The sequence below is a fragment of the Caballeronia grimmiae genome, from assembly GCF_022879615.1.
GTDB classification, from domain to species: Bacteria; Pseudomonadota; Gammaproteobacteria; order Burkholderiales; family Burkholderiaceae; genus Caballeronia; species Caballeronia grimmiae.
Window position 1 is genome coordinate 297,012 of record NZ_CP084273.1, and the last position, 18,525, is coordinate 315,536.

The 18,525-nt window shown below is 65.4% G+C and carries 22 protein-coding genes; 10 read left to right on the forward strand and 12 right to left on the reverse strand.

All coding sequences use genetic code 11. The annotated features are described in order from the left end of the window. Positions 1-2: 2 nt before the first annotated feature. Both LDZ21_RS20610 and LDZ21_RS20615 read left to right on the forward strand, forming a co-directional pair. Positions 3-302 carry a c-type cytochrome gene (locus tag LDZ21_RS20610; RefSeq protein ID WP_244796544.1) on the forward strand — a complete coding sequence of 100 codons (300 nt, stop codon included), beginning with the start codon at positions 3-5 and terminating at the stop codon, positions 300-302. A gap of 367 nt (positions 303-669) precedes the next feature. Beyond that, the gene (locus tag LDZ21_RS20615) at positions 670-855 is read left to right on the forward strand and encodes a hypothetical protein (protein WP_244796545.1); all 186 of its coding nucleotides are present in this window, start codon (positions 670-672) and stop codon (positions 853-855) included. 79 nt (positions 856-934) lie between these two features. On the opposite strand, the gene LDZ21_RS20620 is transcribed toward LDZ21_RS20615, so the two are convergent. Both LDZ21_RS20620 and LDZ21_RS20625 read right to left on the reverse strand, forming a co-directional pair. Next, on the reverse strand, positions 935-1,600 hold the full coding sequence (locus tag LDZ21_RS20620; RefSeq protein ID WP_244796546.1) for a glutathione S-transferase family protein: 666 nt from the start codon (positions 1,598-1,600) through the stop codon (positions 935-937). A gap of 22 nt (positions 1,601-1,622) precedes the next feature. Next, the gene (locus LDZ21_RS20625) at positions 1,623-2,420 is read right to left on the reverse strand and encodes an enoyl-CoA hydratase/isomerase family protein (RefSeq protein ID WP_244796547.1); all 798 of its coding nucleotides are present in this window, start codon (positions 2,418-2,420) and stop codon (positions 1,623-1,625) included. 263 nt (positions 2,421-2,683) lie between these two features. On the opposite strand from LDZ21_RS20625, the gene modA reads away from it, so the two are divergent. Genes modA through modC form a run of 3 tightly spaced genes read left to right on the forward strand, consistent with a single transcriptional unit; the run spans position 2,684 to position 5,226 of the window. Then, the gene (gene modA, locus LDZ21_RS20630) at positions 2,684-3,436 is read left to right on the forward strand and encodes a molybdate ABC transporter substrate-binding protein (protein WP_244796686.1); all 753 of its coding nucleotides are present in this window, start codon (positions 2,684-2,686) and stop codon (positions 3,434-3,436) included. Between the two features lie 7 nt (positions 3,437-3,443). Beyond that, a complete protein-coding gene (gene modB / locus LDZ21_RS20635; RefSeq protein WP_244796548.1) occupies positions 3,444-4,124 on the forward strand; it encodes a molybdate ABC transporter permease subunit in 681 nt (226 codons plus the stop codon). Then, a complete protein-coding gene (gene modC, locus LDZ21_RS20640) occupies positions 4,117-5,226 on the forward strand; it encodes a molybdenum ABC transporter ATP-binding protein (protein WP_244796549.1) in 1,110 nt (369 codons plus the stop codon). The genes modB and modC overlap by 8 nt, the downstream gene beginning before the upstream one ends. On the opposite strand, the gene LDZ21_RS20645 is transcribed toward modC, so the two are convergent. Then, positions 5,201-5,803, reverse strand: a complete 603-nt coding sequence (locus tag LDZ21_RS20645) for an NUDIX domain-containing protein (protein WP_244796550.1) — start codon at positions 5,801-5,803, stop codon at positions 5,201-5,203. The two genes, modC and LDZ21_RS20645, sit on opposite strands and share 26 nt — an antisense overlap. A 195-nt stretch (positions 5,804-5,998) precedes the next feature. Here LDZ21_RS20645 and LDZ21_RS20650 point away from each other — a divergent pair, with 195 nt between their 5' ends. Further along, positions 5,999-6,337, forward strand: a complete 339-nt coding sequence (locus tag LDZ21_RS20650; protein ID WP_404980717.1) for a hypothetical protein — start codon at positions 5,999-6,001, stop codon at positions 6,335-6,337. 28 nt (positions 6,338-6,365) lie between these two features. Further along, positions 6,366-6,878, forward strand: a complete 513-nt coding sequence (locus tag LDZ21_RS20655; RefSeq protein ID WP_244796551.1) for a glycine zipper family protein — start codon at positions 6,366-6,368, stop codon at positions 6,876-6,878. Between the two features lie 7 nt (positions 6,879-6,885). On the opposite strand, the gene LDZ21_RS20660 is transcribed toward LDZ21_RS20655, so the two are convergent. The 7 genes from LDZ21_RS20660 to LDZ21_RS20690 form a co-directional block, all read right to left on the reverse strand. Continuing rightward, positions 6,886-7,719, reverse strand: a complete 834-nt coding sequence (locus tag LDZ21_RS20660; protein WP_244796552.1) for a hypothetical protein — start codon at positions 7,717-7,719, stop codon at positions 6,886-6,888. Between the two features lie 24 nt (positions 7,720-7,743). Then, complete coding sequence (locus tag LDZ21_RS20665) at positions 7,744-8,508, reverse strand: lipoyl protein ligase domain-containing protein (RefSeq protein ID WP_244796553.1); 765 nt, start codon at positions 8,506-8,508, stop codon at positions 7,744-7,746. Between the two features lie 90 nt (positions 8,509-8,598). Further along, the gene (locus LDZ21_RS20670) at positions 8,599-9,729 is read right to left on the reverse strand and encodes an acetoin dehydrogenase dihydrolipoyllysine-residue acetyltransferase subunit (RefSeq protein WP_244796554.1); all 1,131 of its coding nucleotides are present in this window, start codon (positions 9,727-9,729) and stop codon (positions 8,599-8,601) included. After that, positions 9,729-10,745, reverse strand: coding sequence for an alpha-ketoacid dehydrogenase subunit beta (locus LDZ21_RS20675; RefSeq protein ID WP_035959932.1), 1,017 nt, complete (start codon positions 10,743-10,745; stop codon positions 9,729-9,731). The genes LDZ21_RS20670 and LDZ21_RS20675 overlap by 1 nt, the downstream gene beginning before the upstream one ends. A 27-nt stretch (positions 10,746-10,772) precedes the next feature. Further along, positions 10,773-11,771: a thiamine pyrophosphate-dependent dehydrogenase E1 component subunit alpha gene (locus tag LDZ21_RS20680; protein WP_244796555.1), complete on the reverse strand. Its 999-nt coding sequence runs from the start codon at positions 11,769-11,771 to the stop codon at positions 10,773-10,775. Continuing rightward, positions 11,768-12,853 carry an ATP-NAD kinase family protein gene (locus tag LDZ21_RS20685; protein ID WP_244796556.1) on the reverse strand — a complete coding sequence of 362 codons (1,086 nt, stop codon included), beginning with the start codon at positions 12,851-12,853 and terminating at the stop codon, positions 11,768-11,770. Before LDZ21_RS20685 ends, LDZ21_RS20680 begins: the two co-directional genes overlap by 4 nt. Positions 12,854-13,050: 197 nt before the next feature. Next, positions 13,051-15,057 (reverse strand): sigma-54-dependent Fis family transcriptional regulator, encoded by a 2,007-nt coding sequence (locus LDZ21_RS20690; protein WP_244796557.1) that lies wholly within the window; start codon positions 15,055-15,057, stop codon positions 13,051-13,053. A 221-nt stretch (positions 15,058-15,278) separates the two neighbouring features. Here LDZ21_RS20690 and LDZ21_RS20695 point away from each other — a divergent pair, with 221 nt between their 5' ends. Next, a complete protein-coding gene (locus LDZ21_RS20695) occupies positions 15,279-15,509 on the forward strand; it encodes a hypothetical protein (RefSeq protein ID WP_035959924.1) in 231 nt (76 codons plus the stop codon). A gap of 19 nt (positions 15,510-15,528) precedes the next feature. Here LDZ21_RS20695 and LDZ21_RS20700 read toward each other — a convergent pair whose 3' ends face one another. Together LDZ21_RS20700 and LDZ21_RS20705 are read right to left on the reverse strand one after the other, a co-directional pair. Continuing rightward, entirely contained in the window at positions 15,529-16,296 is a 768-nt protein-coding gene (locus LDZ21_RS20700) for an SDR family oxidoreductase (protein WP_244796558.1), read from the reverse strand. A 94-nt stretch (positions 16,297-16,390) separates the two neighbouring features. Beyond that, positions 16,391-16,906 carry a hypothetical protein gene (locus LDZ21_RS20705; RefSeq protein ID WP_244796559.1) on the reverse strand — a complete coding sequence of 172 codons (516 nt, stop codon included), beginning with the start codon at positions 16,904-16,906 and terminating at the stop codon, positions 16,391-16,393. Positions 16,907-17,128: 222 nt separating this feature from the next. On the opposite strand from LDZ21_RS20705, the gene LDZ21_RS20710 reads away from it, so the two are divergent. Together LDZ21_RS20710 and LDZ21_RS20715 are read left to right on the forward strand one after the other, a co-directional pair. Continuing rightward, positions 17,129-17,833 (forward strand): glutathione S-transferase N-terminal domain-containing protein, encoded by a 705-nt coding sequence (locus LDZ21_RS20710; protein WP_244796560.1) that lies wholly within the window; start codon positions 17,129-17,131, stop codon positions 17,831-17,833. A 365-nt stretch (positions 17,834-18,198) separates the two neighbouring features. Further along, the gene (locus LDZ21_RS20715) at positions 18,199-18,525 is read left to right on the forward strand and encodes a hypothetical protein (protein ID WP_244796561.1); all 327 of its coding nucleotides are present in this window, start codon (positions 18,199-18,201) and stop codon (positions 18,523-18,525) included.

Here is an 18,525-nt window from a genome sequence, read left to right on the forward strand (position 1 = left end):
CGATGTCGGCGCTCGCGGCCATGCTGATGATGTTGTCGCAGGCGTCGCTCGCGGCCGGCGATGCAAAGGCGGGCCGCACCAAGGCCGCGCAGTGTCAGGCGTGCCACGGGCTGGACGGCATGTCGAAGCTGCCGGAAGCGCCGAATCTCGCCGGTCAGACGGAAGAGTATCTCGTGAAGGCGCTGAACGACTTTCGCTCCGGCGCGCGCCAGAACGAGATGATGACGATGATGGCCAAGGGCCTGTCCGATGCGGATATCGCGAATCTGGCGGCTTATTACCACAGCCTCGGTAAGCAATGATGCGTGTGCGCCACGCCGCCTACCCGCTGTCGAAGTTTTTTGAAGTTGACGCTTGACTTGGCGGACTAAGGGTTTATACTAGCTCTTGTCTCCTCCATGTCTCAACCGATGTGGATTCAAGCCCGCTCAATGAGCGGGCTTTTTTTTTGGCTGTCGATTTTGAGATGGCGGAGTTTTTGGCGGTGCTGAGAAGCAGCGGTGGTTGTCCACAGAAAACTTGGACAAGCATGTGGATATCCTGCCGAGCAATCGCCTAACGCTTTGATCCCAAAGCACTAACCGCCCGCGCTGCGCAACGCATCCCGGCGGCAGCACCAGTGCTCACCTTGCCCCACCCGTACACGACGCAACCATCGCTCCGACCCGATTGATCTCCGCACCGATCGCCGATTGCGGCGCCGTCACCGCGCTGAGTTCATCGGCGGCGGAACGGGGCATCGCAAACGCGATGGTGGCCGCTGCCATCAGCGCCAGAATCATCGATAAGAACCAGGAAAAGACGTACATCGCCGCCACCTCGCAGGAAACTCGTCGTCAGAATCGGCGCCCATGATTTCCGACGCCTGACGTGCAGAGTAGAGTCCCGGAGCAGGACAGACAGCCCCACGGAGGGAGGGACTTGAAGGAGGGAGTCAGCGCGTATCGGGCGCAGGCACCGGCGACACGCCCTGCGCCCGCGCCGCCGCATCCTGCGCGCGCAACGCGCGGATAAAGCCCTCGCGCTCACGCAGCCGCGACCAGTATCGGGCGATGGGCTCGGCGAATCGATCGCTCAAACCCAGATGCTCCGCCAGCATCAGCGCATAGCCGACGGAAATATCCGCCGCCGTGAAGCGGCCCGCGCACAGGAAGTCTTGACGCTCCAGCAACGGCGCGAGCGTGCGCAGCCGCGCGTGGAACCACTTCGCGTAATCCTCGACGACTTGCGGCTGCCTGCGCTCCGGCGGTTCGAAATGCGTGTACCGAAGCACCAGCGTCTGCGGAAACGTCAGCGTCGCTTCGCCGAAATGCAGGAAGTTGAGATAGCGCCCGAAATCGGCTTCGTGCGAGGCGACATCGAGCCCGCCGGGCGAAAAACGCGCCGCCAGATACTGACAAATCGCCGCCGATTCCGTCATGAACAACGCACCGTCTTCGAGCGCGGGAACGGTGCCGAGCGGATTCGTGTCGAGAAACGCGCGCGCCATCACGCGCGGCGGAAATGGCAGCATCTTTAGCTCATATGGCACGCCGATTTCCTCCAGCGCCCAAAGCGGCCGGAACGAACGCGCGCTGACACAGTGATGCAGCGTAATCACCTTCTCCCTCCCAACAATCAGTTCAGCCGAGCCACGACGGCTTGCGCTTCTCGAGGAAGCTGCGCACGCCTTCGCGACCTTCGTCCGATGCACGAATGCGCGCGATGCGATCGGCGGTGTCGGAAATGAGCACGTCGTCGATGACGCGATCCGCCAGGTCCGCGACGAGCCGCTTGCACTCGCCTACCGCGTTCGGACTGTTCGCCGCGATGCTGGCCGCAATGCCGTCGACAGTCGCGTCGAGCGCATCGCTCGCAACGACCTGATGCACGAAGCCGATCCGCAACGCTTCAGCCGCGTCGAAACGCTCGGCGGTCACGAAGTAGCGATGCGCGGCGCGCGCGCCCATCGCGCGAATCACGTACGGCGCGATCGTCGCGGGCATCAGTCCAAGTTTCGCCTCGGACAGGCAGAACTGCGCCGCGTCGACGCTCACCGCGATGTCGCACGCGGCGACCAGGCCCATGCCGCCCGCGTAGGCGTCGCCCTGCACGCGCGCGATAACCGGCTTCGCGCTCGTGTAGATGGTGTTGAGCATGGTCGCGAGGCCGAGCGCATCGGCGCGATTCTCGGCTTCCGTAAAGCCCGCCATGCGCTTCATATAGTTCAGATCAGCGCCCGCGCAAAACGCCGGGCCGTTCGCGGCGAGAATGATCGCGCGCACGCTGGCGTCGTTGTTGAGCGCGCGAAAGGCGGCGGTTAGCTCGACGATGGCCGCGTCGTCGAACGCGTTGCGCACGGCGGGCCGATCGAGCGTCACGCGGGCGATGGGGCCATCGACCGCGAGCTTCAGGCGTTGCAGGTTCATTGCGTCGCTCATCTCTGTCTCTCCGTTGGCGCGTGGCTTGAGCGTCGCTCAATTCGGTGCGCGTTGCTCGTTGTATCTATGCGGCTAGTCTCTGCGAAAACTGGTCGCATCGTCAACTCAGGCGAATGAGTCCGACTCACACGATACGCTGCGTTTCGCCCATCAGCATGATGTCACGAAGCCCGCGAGCGCGGACGTCGTATAGTCGGCTATATTACGAACCTCGCGCGCCTTCGCGCGGTCATTCGGAAGGAACTCTCGTGAAGATAGGTCTGATGCGCTCGCTGCTTTCTGCCGTGCTTCCGCTCGCGTTCGGCTTCGCCTCCGTGCACGCGCTTGCGGGCGAAGTCCAGGTCGCGGTCGCCGCCAATTTCACCGCGCCGGTACAGGCAATCGCCGCAGACTTCGAAAGGGATACCGGAAACAAGGTCGTCGCCTCCTACGGCGCGACCGGCCAGTTCTATGCGCAGATCAAGAATGGCGCGCCATTCGAAGTGTTCCTCGCCGCCGATGACACCACGCCCGCCAGGCTCGAAAGCGAAGGCCTGACCGTGCGGGGCAGCCGCTTCACCTATGCGACGGGCACGCTCGCGCTGTGGTCCGCGAAAGACGGCTACGTCGACGCCAACGGCGACGTGCTCAAGAAGAATGCGTTCACCCATCTCGCGATCGCAAATCCGAAAGCCGCGCCCTACGGCCTCGCCGCGACACAAACGCTCGCCAGGCTCGGACTGACGCAAGCCGTGTCGGCGAAGATCGTCGAAGGGCAGAACATCTCGCAGACGCAGCAGTTCGTCGCGACGGGCAACGCGGAACTCGGCTTCGTCGCGCTGTCGCAGATTTACAAGAACGGCAGGATCACGAGCGGCTCGGCGTGGATCGTGCCGGCTTCGCTGCACGAGGCGATCAGGCAGGACGCGGTCATCCTTCAGAAGGGCAAGGACAACGCCGTCGCGAAGCAGTTCGCCGACTATCTGAAAGGTCCGAAGGCCGCGGCGGTCATCAAGTCGTTCGGCTATCAGCTCTGATCCGAACATGCCGATCGACCACGCCGATCTCCAGGCCATTGCGCTCACGCTCGAACTCGCGTCGCTGACGACGGCGCTGCTGCTCGTCATCGGCACGCCGATCGCGTGGTGGCTCGCGCATACCGCGTCGCGGCTTAAGGGCGTCGTCGGCGCGGTGGTGGCGCTGCCGCTCGTGCTGCCGCCGACTGTCATCGGCTTCTATCTGCTCGTGCTCGCGGGGCCGAACGGCATCGTCGGCAAGCTCACGGCGGCGGCGGGCATCGGCCTGCTGCCGTTCACGTTCGCGGGACTCGTCGCCGGCTCGGTGATCTATTCGCTGCCCTTCGTCGTGCAACCGCTGCAGAACGCATTCGAAGCGATGGGCCGGCGTCCGCTCGAAGCCGCCGCGACCCTGCGCGCAGGTCCGTGGGACAGGTTTTTCACGGTGGCGCTGCCGCTTTCCCGGCCCGGCATCGTGACGGCGGCGACGCTCGGTTTCGCGCATACGGTCGGCGAATTCGGCGTCGTGCTGATGATCGGCGGAAACATTCCCGGCCGCACCCGCGTGGTCTCCGTGCAGATTTACGATCACGTCGAAGCGCTCGAATATGCGCAGGCGCACTGGCTCGCGGGCGGCATGGTGCTGTTCTCGTTCGCGGTGCTGCTGCTGTTGTATTCGACGCGTCGAAGGGCGGCGATTCATGCGTAGCCGCGCGCCCGCAAAGGACATCGAAGCGCGCTTCGTCGTCGAACAAGCCGGCTTCACGCTCGATATCGATCTCACGTTGCCGGGGCGCGGCGTGACGGCGATCTTCGGCCACTCCGGTTCCGGCAAAACGACGCTCCTGCGCTGTCTCGCAGGTCTCGCGCGACCGACGGAAGGGCGGCTCGTCGTCGATGGCGAAGTGTGGCTCGATACCGCCCGACGCATCCTCGTGCCGACGCACAAGCGTCCGCTCGGCTATGTCTTTCAGGAAGCGAGCCTGTTTCCGCACCTAAGCGTGGTGAAGAATCTGCGCTTCGGCCTGGATCGCGTGCCCCGCGCGATGCGGCGCGTCGATCTCGCGCACGCGGCCGAATTGCTCGGCATCACGCATCTGCTGGAGCGCATGCCGGCGGGGCTGTCCGGAGGCGAGCGGCAGCGCGTGGGTATTGCACGGGCGCTCCTGACGAGCCCGCGTCTGCTGCTGCTCGACGAACCGCTCGCGTCGCTCGACCAGAAGCGCAAGCTCGAAATCCTGCCGTATCTCGAACGCCTGCACGACGAACTCGATATCCCGATGCTCTACGTCAGTCACGCGCCCGAAGAAGTCGCGCGGCTCGCGGATCATCTCGTGCTGCTCGATGCAGGCCGCGCGCTCGCGAGCGGTCCGATCACCGACACGCTCGCGCGTCTCGATCTGCCGATGGCCCTCGTCGACGATGCGTCCGTCGTCCTCGAAGGCGTCGTCGCGGGATACGACGCGCGCTACGAACTACTGACGCTCGCGCTGCCCGGCGGCCGCGCGTCGCTGACGGTGCTGCACGCGCCCGCCGCGATGGGCCACGCGATGCGCGTCACCGTCAAGGCGCGCGACGTGAGCCTCATCACTGGGGAGCGCGGCGAGACGCAAAGCAGCGTGCTGAACGTGCTGCCGGCGACCGTCGTCGCGATTGCTGCGGATACGCATCCTTCGCAAGCCGTCGTGCGGCTGGACGTCGACGGCTCGCCGCTGCTCGCGCGCCTCACGCGCTATTCGCTGGACCGGCTGGGCATCACGCCCGGCATGCGCCTGTGGGCGCAGGTCAAGGCCGTGTCGCTGCTTGCCTGAGCGCGAGGTGCTGCAACAGCATGATCGTCTTGCCATCGACGATCTCGCCGCGTTGGACCATCGCCATCGCCTCCTGTAGCGGCAGTTCGAGCACCTCGATTTCCTCGCCTTCATCGGCGATGCCGCCGCCGTCGCTGACGCGCATCGAGCCGTCGTACTCGCCGAGATAGAAGTAGACCCTTTCGGTCACCGCGCCAGGGCTCATGAACGCCTCGAAGACTTTCTCGACGTGCTCCACGCGATACCCCGTCTCTTCTTCGGCTTCGGCGCGAATGCGCTCTTCCGGCGAGGCGTCGTCGAGCAGTCCGGCCGCCGTTTCGATCAGCATGCCGTCGTGACCGTTGACGAACGCGGGCATCCGAAACTGGCGCGTCAGCAGCACCTTGCCTTCGCGCGGGTTGTGCAGAAGGATCGTCGCGCCGTTGCCGCGATCGTAAGTCTCGCGGCTTTGACGTTGCCAGACACCGTCGCGGCGGCGGAAGTCGAAGATCACTTTTCTGAGCACGTACCAGTCGTCCGACAAGACGACCGTATCGATGACGCGCACGCGATCCTTCGTCGCAATTTCCTGACTCATTCGGCTCTCCTTTGAGCAGCTTTTCCGGCAGAGATTATTACCGGGTAACGGGCGGAAAAAATCATCGGCCGCGCTGTAATTGAGTTTTTGCTGCAACTGGCATAGCGTTGAAAAATGCGCCGGACAGGGTCCGCGCGGGAATCGAATGACTTCCTGCCAAGAGGCAACGGCGCAAGCAATTTTCTGGAGAACGTCGTGATTCGCCTCAAGGCTTTGATGGTGGCGTCGGTGATCGCCACGGCGGGCGTCGCCGCAACCGCTCACGCGGGCGGCCGCGTCGGCGTATGGTTCGGCGGGCCGCTGTATTACCCGGTCGCGCCCGTGCCGTATTACTACTATCCGCCGCCGCCCGTGGTCGCGGTGCCCGCCGCGCCGACGACTTACGTCGAGCAGGGTCAGCCCGTCGCCGCGCCCGCGCAGCCCGCCGGGTCGTGGTACTACTGCGACGGCTCGCGCATGTATTACCCGTATGCGAAGGAATGTCCCGGCGGATGGCGCGAAGTGCCCGCCCAGCCGCCTCCGCCTTCGAACTGAGAACGCAGTCATAGCAGAGTCATTTTTTATGAACTACCGAAGGCTCGTCATTCTTATCGCGCTCACCGGGCTGAGCGCATGTACCGTGATGCCGACCGGCCCCAGCGTGATGGCGCTGCCCGGCAGCGGCAAGACGTTCGACCAGTTCCGCGCCGACGATGCCTCGTGCAGGCAGTTCGCGTTTCAGCAAGTCGGCGGCGTCACGGCCGATCAGGCGGCGACGAACAGCGCGGTCGGCAGCGCGGTGGTCGGCACGGCGATCGGCGCGGCGGCGGGTGCGGCGTTCGGCGGCGGATCGGGTGCGGCCATCGGCGCGGGCGCGGGGCTGCTGACGGGCAGCGCGTTCGGCGTCGGCGCGGCGCAGACATCGGGTTATGGCGTGCAGCGTCACTACGACCACGCCTATCTGCAATGCATGTACGCCGCCGGCGACAAGGTGCCGGTGTACGGCCCGCTGCGCACCGCTCCGCCCAACGGCTCCTCTTACGCGCCCCCGCTTCCACCGCCGGGCATTCAGCCGCCTCCGCCGCCGTCGAGTTGAGACCGCGTCAGCGGCGCGCGCCGTGGGCGGCCCGCGAACGCGGATGCACCGGGGCGACCAGCCCCGGCGCAACGAGCAGCCCTGTCACCCAGCCGATATAAAACCGCAAATCGCTCCAGAACTCGGCGTTTTCATACACGCGAAACGCCTGGACGTGCGCGAGCCACAGCGCGGCTTGCAGCAATCCGGTGACCACGAGCCACGTCAGCGCGATGACGCCTGTCGCGCGGGCGCAGCGGCCAAACGTCGATACGTCCCACTGCTGCCGCACGATGACGCAGCCCGCCAGCAGTATCAGCAGCGCGGGAATGAAACTCGTGACGAGCACCCGCAAGTCCCACTGGAACACGAGGCCGCATAGCAATCCGGCGACGACCGCGAGAATCGCCGCCGGCCACGCGACCCACGCCGGGCCGCGCGCCGCAAGCCACGCGATCGTGATGACGAACGGCAGCGCCGCCCATTGCAGCGCCTGCGCAACCGCCTTTGCGAGATTCTCGGATGCCTGCTCGTTGGAATGGCTCGCCGCGACATACACGGTGATCGCCTCGTGCACGCACACCGCGACGAACGCGAAACTCAACGCCTCGCAGGCGGCAAAGGCCGGCGACTTTGCCTCGCGTTCAGACGAGGAATCCGACGCGAGTCCGCGCACGCGCTCGAGCACCGGATCGACGAAAAACGCGAGAATTGCGCCGATCAGCAGCGCGGCGGCGGCGTCCGTGAGCGAGAAATGTCCGAAGAGGGAAAACAGGCCCTGCCATAGGAATTCGGGCGCGGCGGCGCAGACGGCGACCCACAGCGCAAAAAAGAAGCCGTTCGATGCACGTCTGAGCGGCATGGCCACCTCGATGCGAATGAGGACTCAACTTCCCTCGGGCAAAGCCGCTTCTGCGACGCGCGCCGCGATGGCTCCGCGCACGCGATCGAACAGGTCGGCGGGGATGTCGAAGCACTCGTAAGCGAGCGCCTGCGCGACGGTCACCACTTTCATTTCCTCGTAGCGGCGCCCGCTGCCGATCATCGCTTCGAACGCATTGGCGCGCTCGTTGATCTCGATGGGATCGGCGTTCACGAGCAGGACCGCGTGGGCGAGCAGCGCATAGCGCGGCGTATCCCGATCGCCGGACGGCAGCGCGGATGTCTGTGGCGCGCGCCGCCAGTACTGCGCGGTGCCCGCGATCTTGCGCGCATCGCCGCCCGGACCCCACGCCAGATTGAACCGCCCATCGCAGAACGAACCTTCCACGGCCTGATGCTGCGTGAGGACGCCGAGTGTGTTGAGCGCATCGGCGAGGATGCCGCAAAGGTGCAGATAGACCGGCTCGGCGAGCGCGCCCATCGTCGCTCGAACCGGGTAAGCGAGGCTCAGATTGAGGATGCCCGGGCCTTGCGGCACGAGCCCGCCGCCCGACAAGCGCAGCCACACGGGACAGCCGCGTTGCGCGAAGGTAGCGCGAGCGTCGGCGAGCGGCGCGTATCGCTGATAACTGCGCGGCACGATGAGCGATACCGGCGCGCTCCACAAGTGCGCGACGGCGTCGCCAGCGGCGGCACGCGCGAGCAGTGCTTCTTCGGCGTCGAGCGGATCGCCGGGAAGCGAAGCGGGGTCGAGCAGTTCGAAGGACATGGGATGGATGGTTGGCCGCGCCGCCATCGACGCTATCCGCATGGTAGCGAAGAACGGCGGCGGCGGCCAAATGCACGCGAAGTGCGCCGTTCAGCTTGCGACGCGTTGCACATGCTCCTTCAACAATGCGTTCACTTCGTTCGCCTTCTCCATCTGACTCATGTGCCCGGCGTCGTCGAAAACGCGCACGGTCGCGTCCTTTGGTGCGTTTTCCGCATGCCGCGACGGGATGATGCGATCCTGCCCGCCCCACATCACGAGCAGCGGCTTGCCCGTCGCCTCCAGATCGCGTCCCGGCCGCGCGCTCTGTTTCCCTTCCGCGAACAACGCGCCGCCAAGCGCCGTCAACGCTTCGCTCACGCCGTCGAGCCGCTTGTACTTCAGCAGGTCGTCCAGCATTTGACGGCTCACGAGTTCAGGATCGGCAAACAGCAACTCGACAACCGGCTTAAGCTCCCGACGCGACTGCGCGTTGACGAAGCCATCGGTGTACGCGTTGTTGACTTCATCGCCGAAGCCGGCCGGCGATATCAGCGCCAGCGACGACACGCGCTCCGGTGCATCGACGGCGAGTTGCGCCGCAATGCCGCCGCCCAGCGAATGGCCGACCAGATGCGCCCGGTCGAGATTCACCGCATCCATGAAGCGCGCGACGAACGCGCCGAGCTCGGGCAGCGTCGTCCCGGCGAGACGCGGCGTCGATTGTCCGTGCGCCGGCAGATCGAGCGCGAACACGCGGTTGCGCTCCGCTAGCGCATCGAGGTTGAAGAGCCAGTTGTCGAGATCGCCGCCGAAGCCGTGAATGAAGAGCACCGCAGGCTTGCTTGCATCGTCGCCGCCGCGCGCCGCATAGCGCACGCGAATGCCGTCGACATCGACGAAGTGATACGCCGACGCAGCCTCTTCGCCCTCGCCTTCCTCGTCGGCGGGCGTGACGTACGAAGCGACGTAGGCGTCGATATCGGCGTCGCTCACTTCAGCCGGCGCGAGCACGCCGAGCAGCGCCTTCACCGGCAGCGTATCGCCGGCGGACGCGACCCGGCGTCGCAACAGGCCGGCATCCGGCGCTTCGACGGCGTTGGCGATCTTGTCGGTTTCGACGTCGAGAATCGGCATGCCGACGGTGATCTGCGCGCCCTCTTCCACGAGCCACTCGTTCACCGTGCCTTCCTTCATCGACAAGCCCCATTTGGGCATCACGATCGGTGTGATTGCGGACATCAGTGCTTGCCTCCTTTCATGGTCTTGCGGGCGGCGTCGGCGATCTGCGCGGCGCTCGGGATATACAGGTCTTCGAGCGTCGGCGAAAACGGCACCGGCGTATGCGGCGGCGTCACCATTTCGATGGCGGCCTTCAGCGCGCCGAACGCCTGCTGCGCGACTTGCGCGGAAATATCGGTGGCGATGTTGCAGCGGGGATTCGCTTCATCGACGACGACGAGCCGCCCCGTTTTCTCCACCGTTTCGAGCACCGTGTCGATATCCAGCGGCGACAGCGTGCGAAGATCGACCACTTCTGCTTCGATACCTTCTTTCGCGAGCGTCGCCGCCGCGTCGAGCGCGCGATGCACCATCAGTCCATACGTGACGATCGACACATCCTTGCCGTCCCGGGCGATGTTCGCTTCGCCGAACGGAATCGCATACGAGTTCTCCGGCACTTCGCCTTCGAAGCCGTACAGGTTCTTGTGCTCGCAGAAGATGACGGGGTCGTTGTCGCGGATCGCCTGGATCAGCAGGCCCTTTGTGTCGTATGGCGTCGACGGGCACACGACCTTGAGGCCGGGAATGTGCGTGAAAATCGGCGTCAGCATCTGGCTGTGCTGGGCCGCCGCGCGAAAGCCCGCGCCGACCATCGCGCGGATGACGACCGGCGTTTCGGCACGGCCGCCGAACATATAGCGGAACTTGGCGGCCTGATTGAAGATCTGGTCGAAGCACACGCCCATGAAGTCGATGAACATCAGCTCCGCGATCGGGCGCATGCCGCACGCCGCCGCGCCGATCGCCGCGCCCACGTATGCGGACTCCGACAGCGGCGTGTCGAGCAGCCTGTCGCCGTGCTTCGCGTACAGTCCCTTCGTCACGCCGAGCACGCCGCCCCACGCGTCTTTTTCGCCGTCCGCGCCTGCACCGCCGACGATGTCCTCGCCCAGCACGATCACGCTCGGATCGCGGGTCATTTCCTGATCGATGGCTTCGTTGATCGCCATCTTCATGCTCAGTTTGCGGGCCATGATGGTTGTCTCCTTGTTGTCGGCGGTTCAGTAGCTCACGTAGACATCGGTGAGAAGATCGGCGGCGGTGGGCAGCGGCGCGTCCTTCGCTTCCTGCACCGCGCGGTCGATCAACGCGGCGACGTCGCGGTCGATCGCGTCGAGTTCGGCGGGCGATATCACATCGGCGTTCGTCACCGCGTGCGCGAACTTCTTGAGGCAGTCCTTGTTCGAGCGGATGTCGTCGAGTTCGCCGGGCGCGCGATAGGTCTGCGCATCGCCTTCGAAGTGGCCGTAGAAGCGGATCATCTTGCATTCGAGCAGCGCCGGGCCGCCGCCTTCGCGCGCGCGGCGGATCACTTCGCCCGCGGCTTCATGGACGGCGAAGAAGTCGGTGCCATCCACCGTCACGCCGGGAATGCCGAAGCCCGCCGCGCGGTCCACGTAGCTATCGACGGCGGTGCCGTAGTCGCGCGCCGTCGACTCCGCATAGCCGTTGTTCTCGATCACGAAGATCACCGGCAGATTCCACACGGCCGCGAGGTTCATGCTTTCGAGAAAGGTGCCCTGATTGGACGCGCCATCGCCCGTGAACGTGATGCCCACTTCGCCCTTGCCGCGAAACTTCGCCGCGAGCGCCGCGCCGCAGATCAACGGCGCGCCCGCGCCGAGAATGCCGTTCGCGCCCATCATTCCCCGGGACAGATCCGCGATGTGCATGGAGCCGCCCTTGCCGTTGCACGACCCGCCCTTCTTGCCGTAGATCTCCTTCATCATCGCGACAGGATCGACGCCTTTCGCGATGCAGTGTCCGTGGCCGCGATGCGTGCTCGCGATGCGGTCGCCATCGTTCAGGTGATGCATGATGCCGACGCCGGCCGCCTCTTCGCCCGCGTACAGATGCACGAAGCCGGGAATGTCGCCGCGTCCGAAATCGACGTGCAGACGCTCTTCGAAATCGCGGATCGTCCGCATCTTGCGATAGACCGCCAGCAGCTCGTCTTTCGACAAAGGCAAGCGGCCCGCATGCTGTTGCGACGCTGTCATTGCTGTCTCCTTTCGACTGGTTGAACAACGGTGGTGCTTCGACGCATGAGCCCGGCGCGCGCCGCGTAACGCATGCACGCGGCGACATCGATGCTTCGGAAGGCGTTTTCGCGCAGCGTGATGGTCACTTCGTCGCCGGCGTTGAAGGCGAGTTCGCGTTCGCCATCGAGCGCGACGATGCCCGCGCGCTGCTTCACGCGATGCGGCACGCCATCGGTCAGGCGCTGCCAGTTCGCGATCGGCACGGGCTCGGTCAGGCCGGGCGCGATTGGCGCGTGCAAGTCGAATTCGCCGTCGCCGGGCGTCGCCAGTTCGACGGCAAGACCGCCCGGCTCGTGACGGCCGAGCGGCTCGAGCAGACCGGCGATCGCCGACATGCCGATGGCCTGCGGATCGGCGTACGACACATAGACGGCGGCGAGCGTGTCGATCTTCCAGAGTGCCCGCGCGCCGATGAAGTGCTCGCGCGAAATGACCGCGTCCACCAGCGCGATGTCGTGGCGCAGCTCGCCGTTCTGGTCGCGGATGTCGATGTCGAGCCGCTTGTTGGCGACGAGCGCTTCCCTTGCCGGAATGCGGCCGGTTGCGTAGAGGCCCGCCGCGAGACCGGAGATGGTCGGCTCGCGCATCTCGGGGAACGCGTTGTTCGTGCCGGTCGACAGACCTGCGAGCGGCACCGCGCCGCATTCGCGCACCACCGCGCGATGCGTGCCGTCGCCGCCGAGCACGATGAGCGCATCGGCGCCCGCGTCGCGCATCATGCGCGCGGCGCGGAAGGTATCGTCGACGCGGGCGGTCACGGGCATGTCGAGGAAATCGACGGCGGGCAGCGTGGCGTCGGGGCCTTGCCGTCGTGCGAGATGCCGCTGGAGCATGACTTTGAGCCCTTCGCGGTCCGGCATCATCACGACGCGCGGCACGCCGCACGCCGCAAGCGACGACAGAATCCGCAGCACGATATTCACGCGATCCGCGAGTTGCAGACTGTTCGCGTTGGCGATCACGCGGCGAATGTCACGCGCCGATACGGGATTCGCGATGATGCCGACGAGCGGCGGCCCGGCGTTCGCGCTATCACGCATGCCTGTGTCTCCTGAGTGCTCTGCTTTGGAATCGTCGTGGCGCGGATCAAGGCAAGGGGTATGCCAATGCGCCAGAGGCCGTTGCCACGGGGCAAAGCCGGAGACTGCACCGCGCCCGCGTGACAGGTGTCACAGCGCAGGTGTATCGCGGAAGTGGACAGTCGTATCGGGCGGCGTGTCGTATCGGGCGGCGTGCCTTATCGCCCGGCCGCGTCGCGCTGGTTGGGCGAGCGAATGCCGTATCGCTCCATCCGCCGGTAAAGCGTCATCCTGCTGACGCCGATCTGCCGCGCCACCGCGCTGAGGTTCCAGCTTGCGGCGCGCAGGTACTGCATCAGCAGCATGCCTTCGGGCGGCAGGCGATGCGTGTCGAAGTCGTCGGCGGGTTGCTGCGCACGCGTGTCCGCCGCCGGCGCAGGCGCGCCGAAGCCCTCGGGCAAGTCGTCGATACCGATCGTTCCGTGCGAGCAGACTGCCCGCGCATATCGCAGCACATTGCACAGCTCGCGCAGATTTCCCGGCCATTCATGCCGATGCAGACACTCCCGCGCCGCTGGCGACAGCGTGACTGCACCGTGCGCGGTATCGGCGTCGAGAAACTTGCGGATCAGCCAGTCGAGATCGGTCCGCTCGCGCAGCGGCGGCAATGTGAAGCGCGCGCCATTGAGCCGGTAGTAAAGGTCTTCGCGGAAGCGGCCTTCGCGCATCAGCGTGTCGAGCGAATGATGCGTCGCGGAGATCACCCGCACATCGACCGATACGGGCCGCGACGCGCCGATCGCCAGCACTTCCCCTTCGGCCAGCACGCGCAGCAAGCGGGATTGCAGTTCGCGCGGCATGTCGCCGATTTCATCGAGAAAGAGCGTGCCGCCATCGGCTTCCTGAATCAGCCCGCGCTTGCCCTTCGCGCCTGCGCCGGAAAAGCTGTTCGGCAGGTGTCCAAACAGTTCGCTTTCGATGAGCGTCTCCGGAATCGCCGCGCAATTCACCGCGACGAACGGCCCCGCGCGCCGTGCGCTCGCGCGATGCAGCGCCTTGGCGAAATACTCCTTGCCGCTGCCCGTCTCGCCGTTGACGAGCAGGTTGATCGGCGAATCGACGAGCTTCGCGGCGCGTTCGAGCTGGCGCGCGAGCGTGACATCGCCGCCCGACAGTGCGGCGAGCGGCGCCGGAAGCTCGGCGCTTCGCGTTGCGCTGCCGCCTGCGCTCGCCGCCGGTGTCACGCACGGCGCGGGCGGCATCGCGCTGAGGTAAAGCAGCGCGCCGCTTCGCGCGAGCGGCGCCGCGCGCAGTTCGCTCGGGCGTGAATAGACGAAGCGCCCCAAATCTTCGATACGCGCATCGAACAGCGCATCGAAGCGCACGCCGATCAGCGACGCGGGCGCCTCGCCCGGAGACACCGGTGCGAGCGGCCGGCCCATCTCCGCCGCGAGCATCTCGTGCGCGCGCCGGTTGTGCCCGGCGACGCGCCCGGTTGCATCGAGCGCGATCAGATATTCCGGGTCGACATCGACGAATTCGGGCGACGTATGCAGCTTGAGAATCCAGTCCTGCCGATGCGCGCGCAAGAAATTGGCGTTCTCGATGTGCCGCGCGTAGATGCGCACGAGTTGCAGCGCCAGATGCTGGCTGTCGCGCGGTTGCGGCGAGGAGAGCGCGGAGATGTCGAGGATCGCGGCGAGCGTGCCGCGTGAATCGAAGAGCGGCGCGGCGGTGCATGTGAGCGGAATATGCGTGGCGTCGAAATGATCGACCTGATGCACGGTCAGCGCCTGCCCGGTTGCGAGCGCGGTGCCGACCGCGCACGTCCCCGCGCCCGCCTCGCTCCACTCCGCGCCGAGATAGAGGCCTGCGCGGCGCAGCGCGGCATCGGTATTGGCGTCGCCCAGGTAGTCGACCGTCACGCCGAGCGCATCGGTGAGCAGCACGACGTAGCCCATGCCCGCGACCTGCCCGTACAAGGTCTGCAGGCCGTGACGCGCGATGCGCGCGAAATCGTCGATGCGCTGCTGATGCTCGCGCAGCCGGGTCTGCGGCAGGATGCGCGCTTCCTGCATGCGCGACGGATCGAGCCCGTACTGATGCACGCAACGCCGCCACGAACTCTGGATGATGCCCTCGTGCGTGGGCGCCGGCGCTAGAACCTGCGCCCGCGTAGTCGCTGCGACGACCGCCTCGATGTGCTCGCGTTGCCGCATGTCCATCGTGCTCTCCTTGAGTGTCTCCTTCGGACGCGCTTTTATTTTTGGTGATGCGTCGTCTTGCGCCGCTCGATGTCGGGAAAACACGGGGCCAGCCCGTCCGCGCGCGGCGTCGTTCAGGCCATATGATGCTCGAATCGGCAGGACGCGTCATGCGCCGGGCTTGCTGCGCTGCGGCACGGCGGAATGGCTATCGCGCGATACCCACGACAAGGAGACGACCGATGACGAAGATCGCCTATGAAGACTTCGAGCGCCAGGTGGTGCAGCATCACCTCATCAAGGGCAACGTGTATGAGAACGGCGCGGCGCTCGTCGAACGCGCGAACCGGTGGATTGCGGAACATCGCATCGACGTGCTGAACGTGGAGAGTCTTTCGACGTTCGGCGCCGGCGACGATACCAGCGTCAGCCATTGGTACTCGGGCATTCGCGTCTGGTATCGCACCGAATAGGACGGGCAGCGGCGAGCGCTTAGCCGCGTCCGACGAACGGCATCTTGGTCGCCATCACCGTGTGGAACATGACGTTCGCCTCGAGCGGCAGATTCGCCATGTAGAGCACGGACTGGCCGACGATTTTCACGTCCATCATCGGTTCGATGGCGATCTCGCCGTTCGCCTGCGGCACGCCGCGCGACATGCGCTCCGACAACTCGGTGAGCGCGTTGCCGATGTCGATTTGTCCGACCGCGATGTCGTGTTTGCGGCCATCGAGCGACGCGGATTTCGTCAGGCCGGCGACCGCGTGCTTCGTCGCGGTATAGGCCGCCGAGTTCGGGCGCGGTGCGCTCGTCGAAATCGATCCGTTATTGATGATGCGGCCGCCCTTCGGCGTCTGCGCGCGCATCGTGCGGAACGCTTGCTGAAGGCAGTAGAACATGCCATTCAGATTGACGTTGACGACGCCCTGCCATTGCTCGGGCGTCCAGTCTTCGAACGGGCCGGGCGGATTGCTCACGCCCGCGTTGTTGAACAGCAGATCGACTCGGCCGAAGCGCTCGACCGCCGCCGCAAAAAGCCGCTCGACGGATTGGGGATCGGCGACGTCGGTCGGCACGGCGTATCCGCGCTCGCCCGCGTCCGCTTCGGCGACGACAGCTTCGAGGGGCGCGGCGCGCCGGCCCGCGAGCACGACTGACCAGCCGTCCGCGAGCAGTGCGAGCGCCGCCGCGCGGCCGATGCCGCTGCCCGCTCCCGTGACGATTGCGATGCGTGAAGATGTGTTGGTTGTCTCGGGCATGTCTCCGTTCTCCTGTTGGTGTCCGCGCGACTGTGCGCGCGGTCGTTATCGCGATCGGGAGAACATTATCGACGAAATCCCTTGCAACGCCGTTTCAGTGACTGCTCGACGCATCGGCCTGAATGGTGCCCGCCGTGTTGCGCAGCGCGCTGCCGTCGCAGAAGACGGCGGTCATCAGCATCGGCACGACCTCATGGACGACCGCCGTGCTGCCGGCCTCGCGCACGCGCGCTTCGACGTTGTCCTTCGAACCGATCACGACGACGCCGTAAGCGGAATCGTTGATGGGCTGGCCGGAGCCCTGCTTGAACATCGCGTCGCCGTGTTCGTAGCCGAGCACCGCGTAGACGCGGAAGCCATACGCGGTGAGGTCGCTGCCGTGCGTCGGCTTGAAAGCGTTGACCGAGTTGGCTTCGACGCGCATCGGCGTGGCGTCGATGTAGCGCTCGTCGCGCAGCGGCGCAATGAAGCGGTGCGCGCTCGACTGACAATCGAGCTGGCTTTCGAGCGGATGCGCCTGGCTCGTGCCGGGTGATACGAGACCGAGACTTCCCAGAACGCCAGCCACGGCAGCCAGCGTGATGGACCTTGCGAGAGGAACGTTTTTCATGGCAGCGGCAAACACGGTTGTCAGGTTGCGGTCGTGGACCGCTCTGTTTGATGCACCGCGCATGATGCAATTTGCGAGCCAGCGGACTTGGCTTTCCAAGGCTGTCCCTTGATTCGGGCCACAACGTCATTGCTACAAATGGCGTGCCACCGGGAATTGCTGCCTCAGCGTTCCGGCCCCGAAGTGGTTATATTGAGCGATTCATTCAGACAGGATCGACCTATGCCAACGCTTTCCGATTTTCCGATCACGCGCAAATGGCCGGCGCAACACCCCGATCGCATTCAGCTCTATTCCCTGCCGACGCCCAACGGCGTGAAGGCGTCGATCATGCTCGAAGAGACCGGCTTGCCGTACGAGCCGCATCTCGTGCGCTTCGATCAGAACGATCAGACGTCGCCCGAGTTTCTATCGGTGAATCCCAACAACAAGATCCCGGCGATCATCGATCCGAACGGGCCGGGCGGCGAGCCGCTCGCGCTTTTCGAGTCGGGCGCGATTCTCATCTATCTCGCGGACAAGAGCGGGCAGTTTCTGCCACGCGATCCGGCGCGTCGCTACGAAGCAATCCAATGGCTGATGTTCCAGATGGGCGGCATCGGTCCGATGTTCGGGCAGGTCGGGTTCTTCCACAAATTCGCCGGCAAGGACTACGAGGACAAGCGGCCGCGTGATCGCTACGTCGCGGAATCGAAGCGGCTGCTGGGCGTACTCGACGGACGCCTCGCCGGGCGCGAGTGGATCGTGGGCGATGAGTACGGCGTCTCGGATATCGCTGTGTTTCCGTGGATGCGCAATCTCGTCGGGTTCTATGAGGCGCGCGAGCTGGTCGAGTTCGATCAGTTCGCTAATGTGCAGCGAGTGCTGGATGCGTTCTTGGCGCGGCAGGCTGTGCAGCGCGGGTTGGAGATTCCTCAGCGGGTTTGATGCTGCGCGGTGCGCTGGCGTCCGCGTTGCTGTGTTGAATTCGTACGCACGGTGAAAGACGTTGTGCTTCAACGTGTTGCCTCGGCGATGCTCAGGATATCCACACGCTTGTGAACATTTTCTGTGGACAACGATGCGTTGCGCCTCTCCTTGGTTGCGCCGGATTTTGACCGCCCTACCCGGCCCGCCCGGTTGGTTCACAATGAGCGGACGCGCGTAATTCGCACGGCGGGCGAAATGCGTTTCGCATCAACGCATTGGCCCGGCGATGCTCAGGATATCCACATGCTTGTCCAACTTTTCTGTGGACAACAACGCGACGCCTGAGCGACTTCACAAGCGATGCGGTAACGGACACCGACGCCATGATCGCCCTTCCCTTTCGTCACTTATCGGCTGCCGTCGCACTGCTCGTCATCGGCGTTTCAGCGCATGCGGACTGTCCGGGCTACGTCGAAACCGATGCCGGCAGCGCCTTCAACATCGCCGCGATCATCAAGGACAGCGGTTCGCCGCAAGAGGCGCTGGACAAGGTGCGCGGCGCCGTATCGAAGATCAACGCGGGCGGCGGATGTGCGATCTTCGCGAACAAGCGCGCATGCGAAGAGACGCTGAGCCTGGCGCGAAAGGCGATCGTCGCGCTGCAGGCGTGCTCGGCGACTGCAGCGCCGAAGGGTGCGGCACGCGGCTGA

Bases quoted from the DNA above. Each gene is read 5' to 3' on its own strand.
- LDZ21_RS20610 (WP_244796544.1), top strand. From the start codon at position 3: ATGTCGGCGCTCGCGGCCATGCTGATGATGTTGTCGCAGGCGTCGCTC.
- LDZ21_RS20625 (WP_244796547.1), bottom strand. From the start codon at position 2,420: ATGAGCGACGCAATGAACCTGCAACGCCTGAAGCTCGCGGTCGATGGC.
- modA (WP_244796686.1), top strand. From the start codon at position 2,684: ATGCGCTCGCTGCTTTCTGCCGTGCTTCCGCTCGCGTTCGGCTTCGCC.
- modB (WP_244796548.1), top strand. From the start codon at position 3,444: ATGCCGATCGACCACGCCGATCTCCAGGCCATTGCGCTCACGCTCGAA.
- modC (WP_244796549.1), top strand. From the start codon at position 4,117: ATGCGTAGCCGCGCGCCCGCAAAGGACATCGAAGCGCGCTTCGTCGTC.
- LDZ21_RS20645 (WP_244796550.1), bottom strand. From the start codon at position 5,803: ATGAGTCAGGAAATTGCGACGAAGGATCGCGTGCGCGTCATCGATACG.
- LDZ21_RS20655 (WP_244796551.1), top strand. From the start codon at position 6,366: ATGAACTACCGAAGGCTCGTCATTCTTATCGCGCTCACCGGGCTGAGC.
- LDZ21_RS20660 (WP_244796552.1), bottom strand. From the start codon at position 7,719: ATGCCGCTCAGACGTGCATCGAACGGCTTCTTTTTTGCGCTGTGGGTC.
- LDZ21_RS20665 (WP_244796553.1), bottom strand. From the start codon at position 8,508: ATGTCCTTCGAACTGCTCGACCCCGCTTCGCTTCCCGGCGATCCGCTC.
- LDZ21_RS20670 (WP_244796554.1), bottom strand. From the start codon at position 9,729: ATGTCCGCAATCACACCGATCGTGATGCCCAAATGGGGCTTGTCGATG.
- LDZ21_RS20675 (WP_035959932.1), bottom strand. From the start codon at position 10,745: ATGGCCCGCAAACTGAGCATGAAGATGGCGATCAACGAAGCCATCGAT.
- LDZ21_RS20680 (WP_244796555.1), bottom strand. From the start codon at position 11,771: ATGACAGCGTCGCAACAGCATGCGGGCCGCTTGCCTTTGTCGAAAGAC.
- LDZ21_RS20685 (WP_244796556.1), bottom strand. From the start codon at position 12,853: ATGCGTGATAGCGCGAACGCCGGGCCGCCGCTCGTCGGCATCATCGCG.
- LDZ21_RS20690 (WP_244796557.1), bottom strand. From the start codon at position 15,057: ATGGACATGCGGCAACGCGAGCACATCGAGGCGGTCGTCGCAGCGACT.
- LDZ21_RS20695 (WP_035959924.1), top strand. From the start codon at position 15,279: ATGACGAAGATCGCCTATGAAGACTTCGAGCGCCAGGTGGTGCAGCAT.
- LDZ21_RS20700 (WP_244796558.1), bottom strand. From the start codon at position 16,296: ATGCCCGAGACAACCAACACATCTTCACGCATCGCAATCGTCACGGGA.
- LDZ21_RS20705 (WP_244796559.1), bottom strand. From the start codon at position 16,906: ATGAAAAACGTTCCTCTCGCAAGGTCCATCACGCTGGCTGCCGTGGCT.
- LDZ21_RS20710 (WP_244796560.1), top strand. From the start codon at position 17,129: ATGCCAACGCTTTCCGATTTTCCGATCACGCGCAAATGGCCGGCGCAA.
- LDZ21_RS20715 (WP_244796561.1), top strand. From the start codon at position 18,199: ATGATCGCCCTTCCCTTTCGTCACTTATCGGCTGCCGTCGCACTGCTC.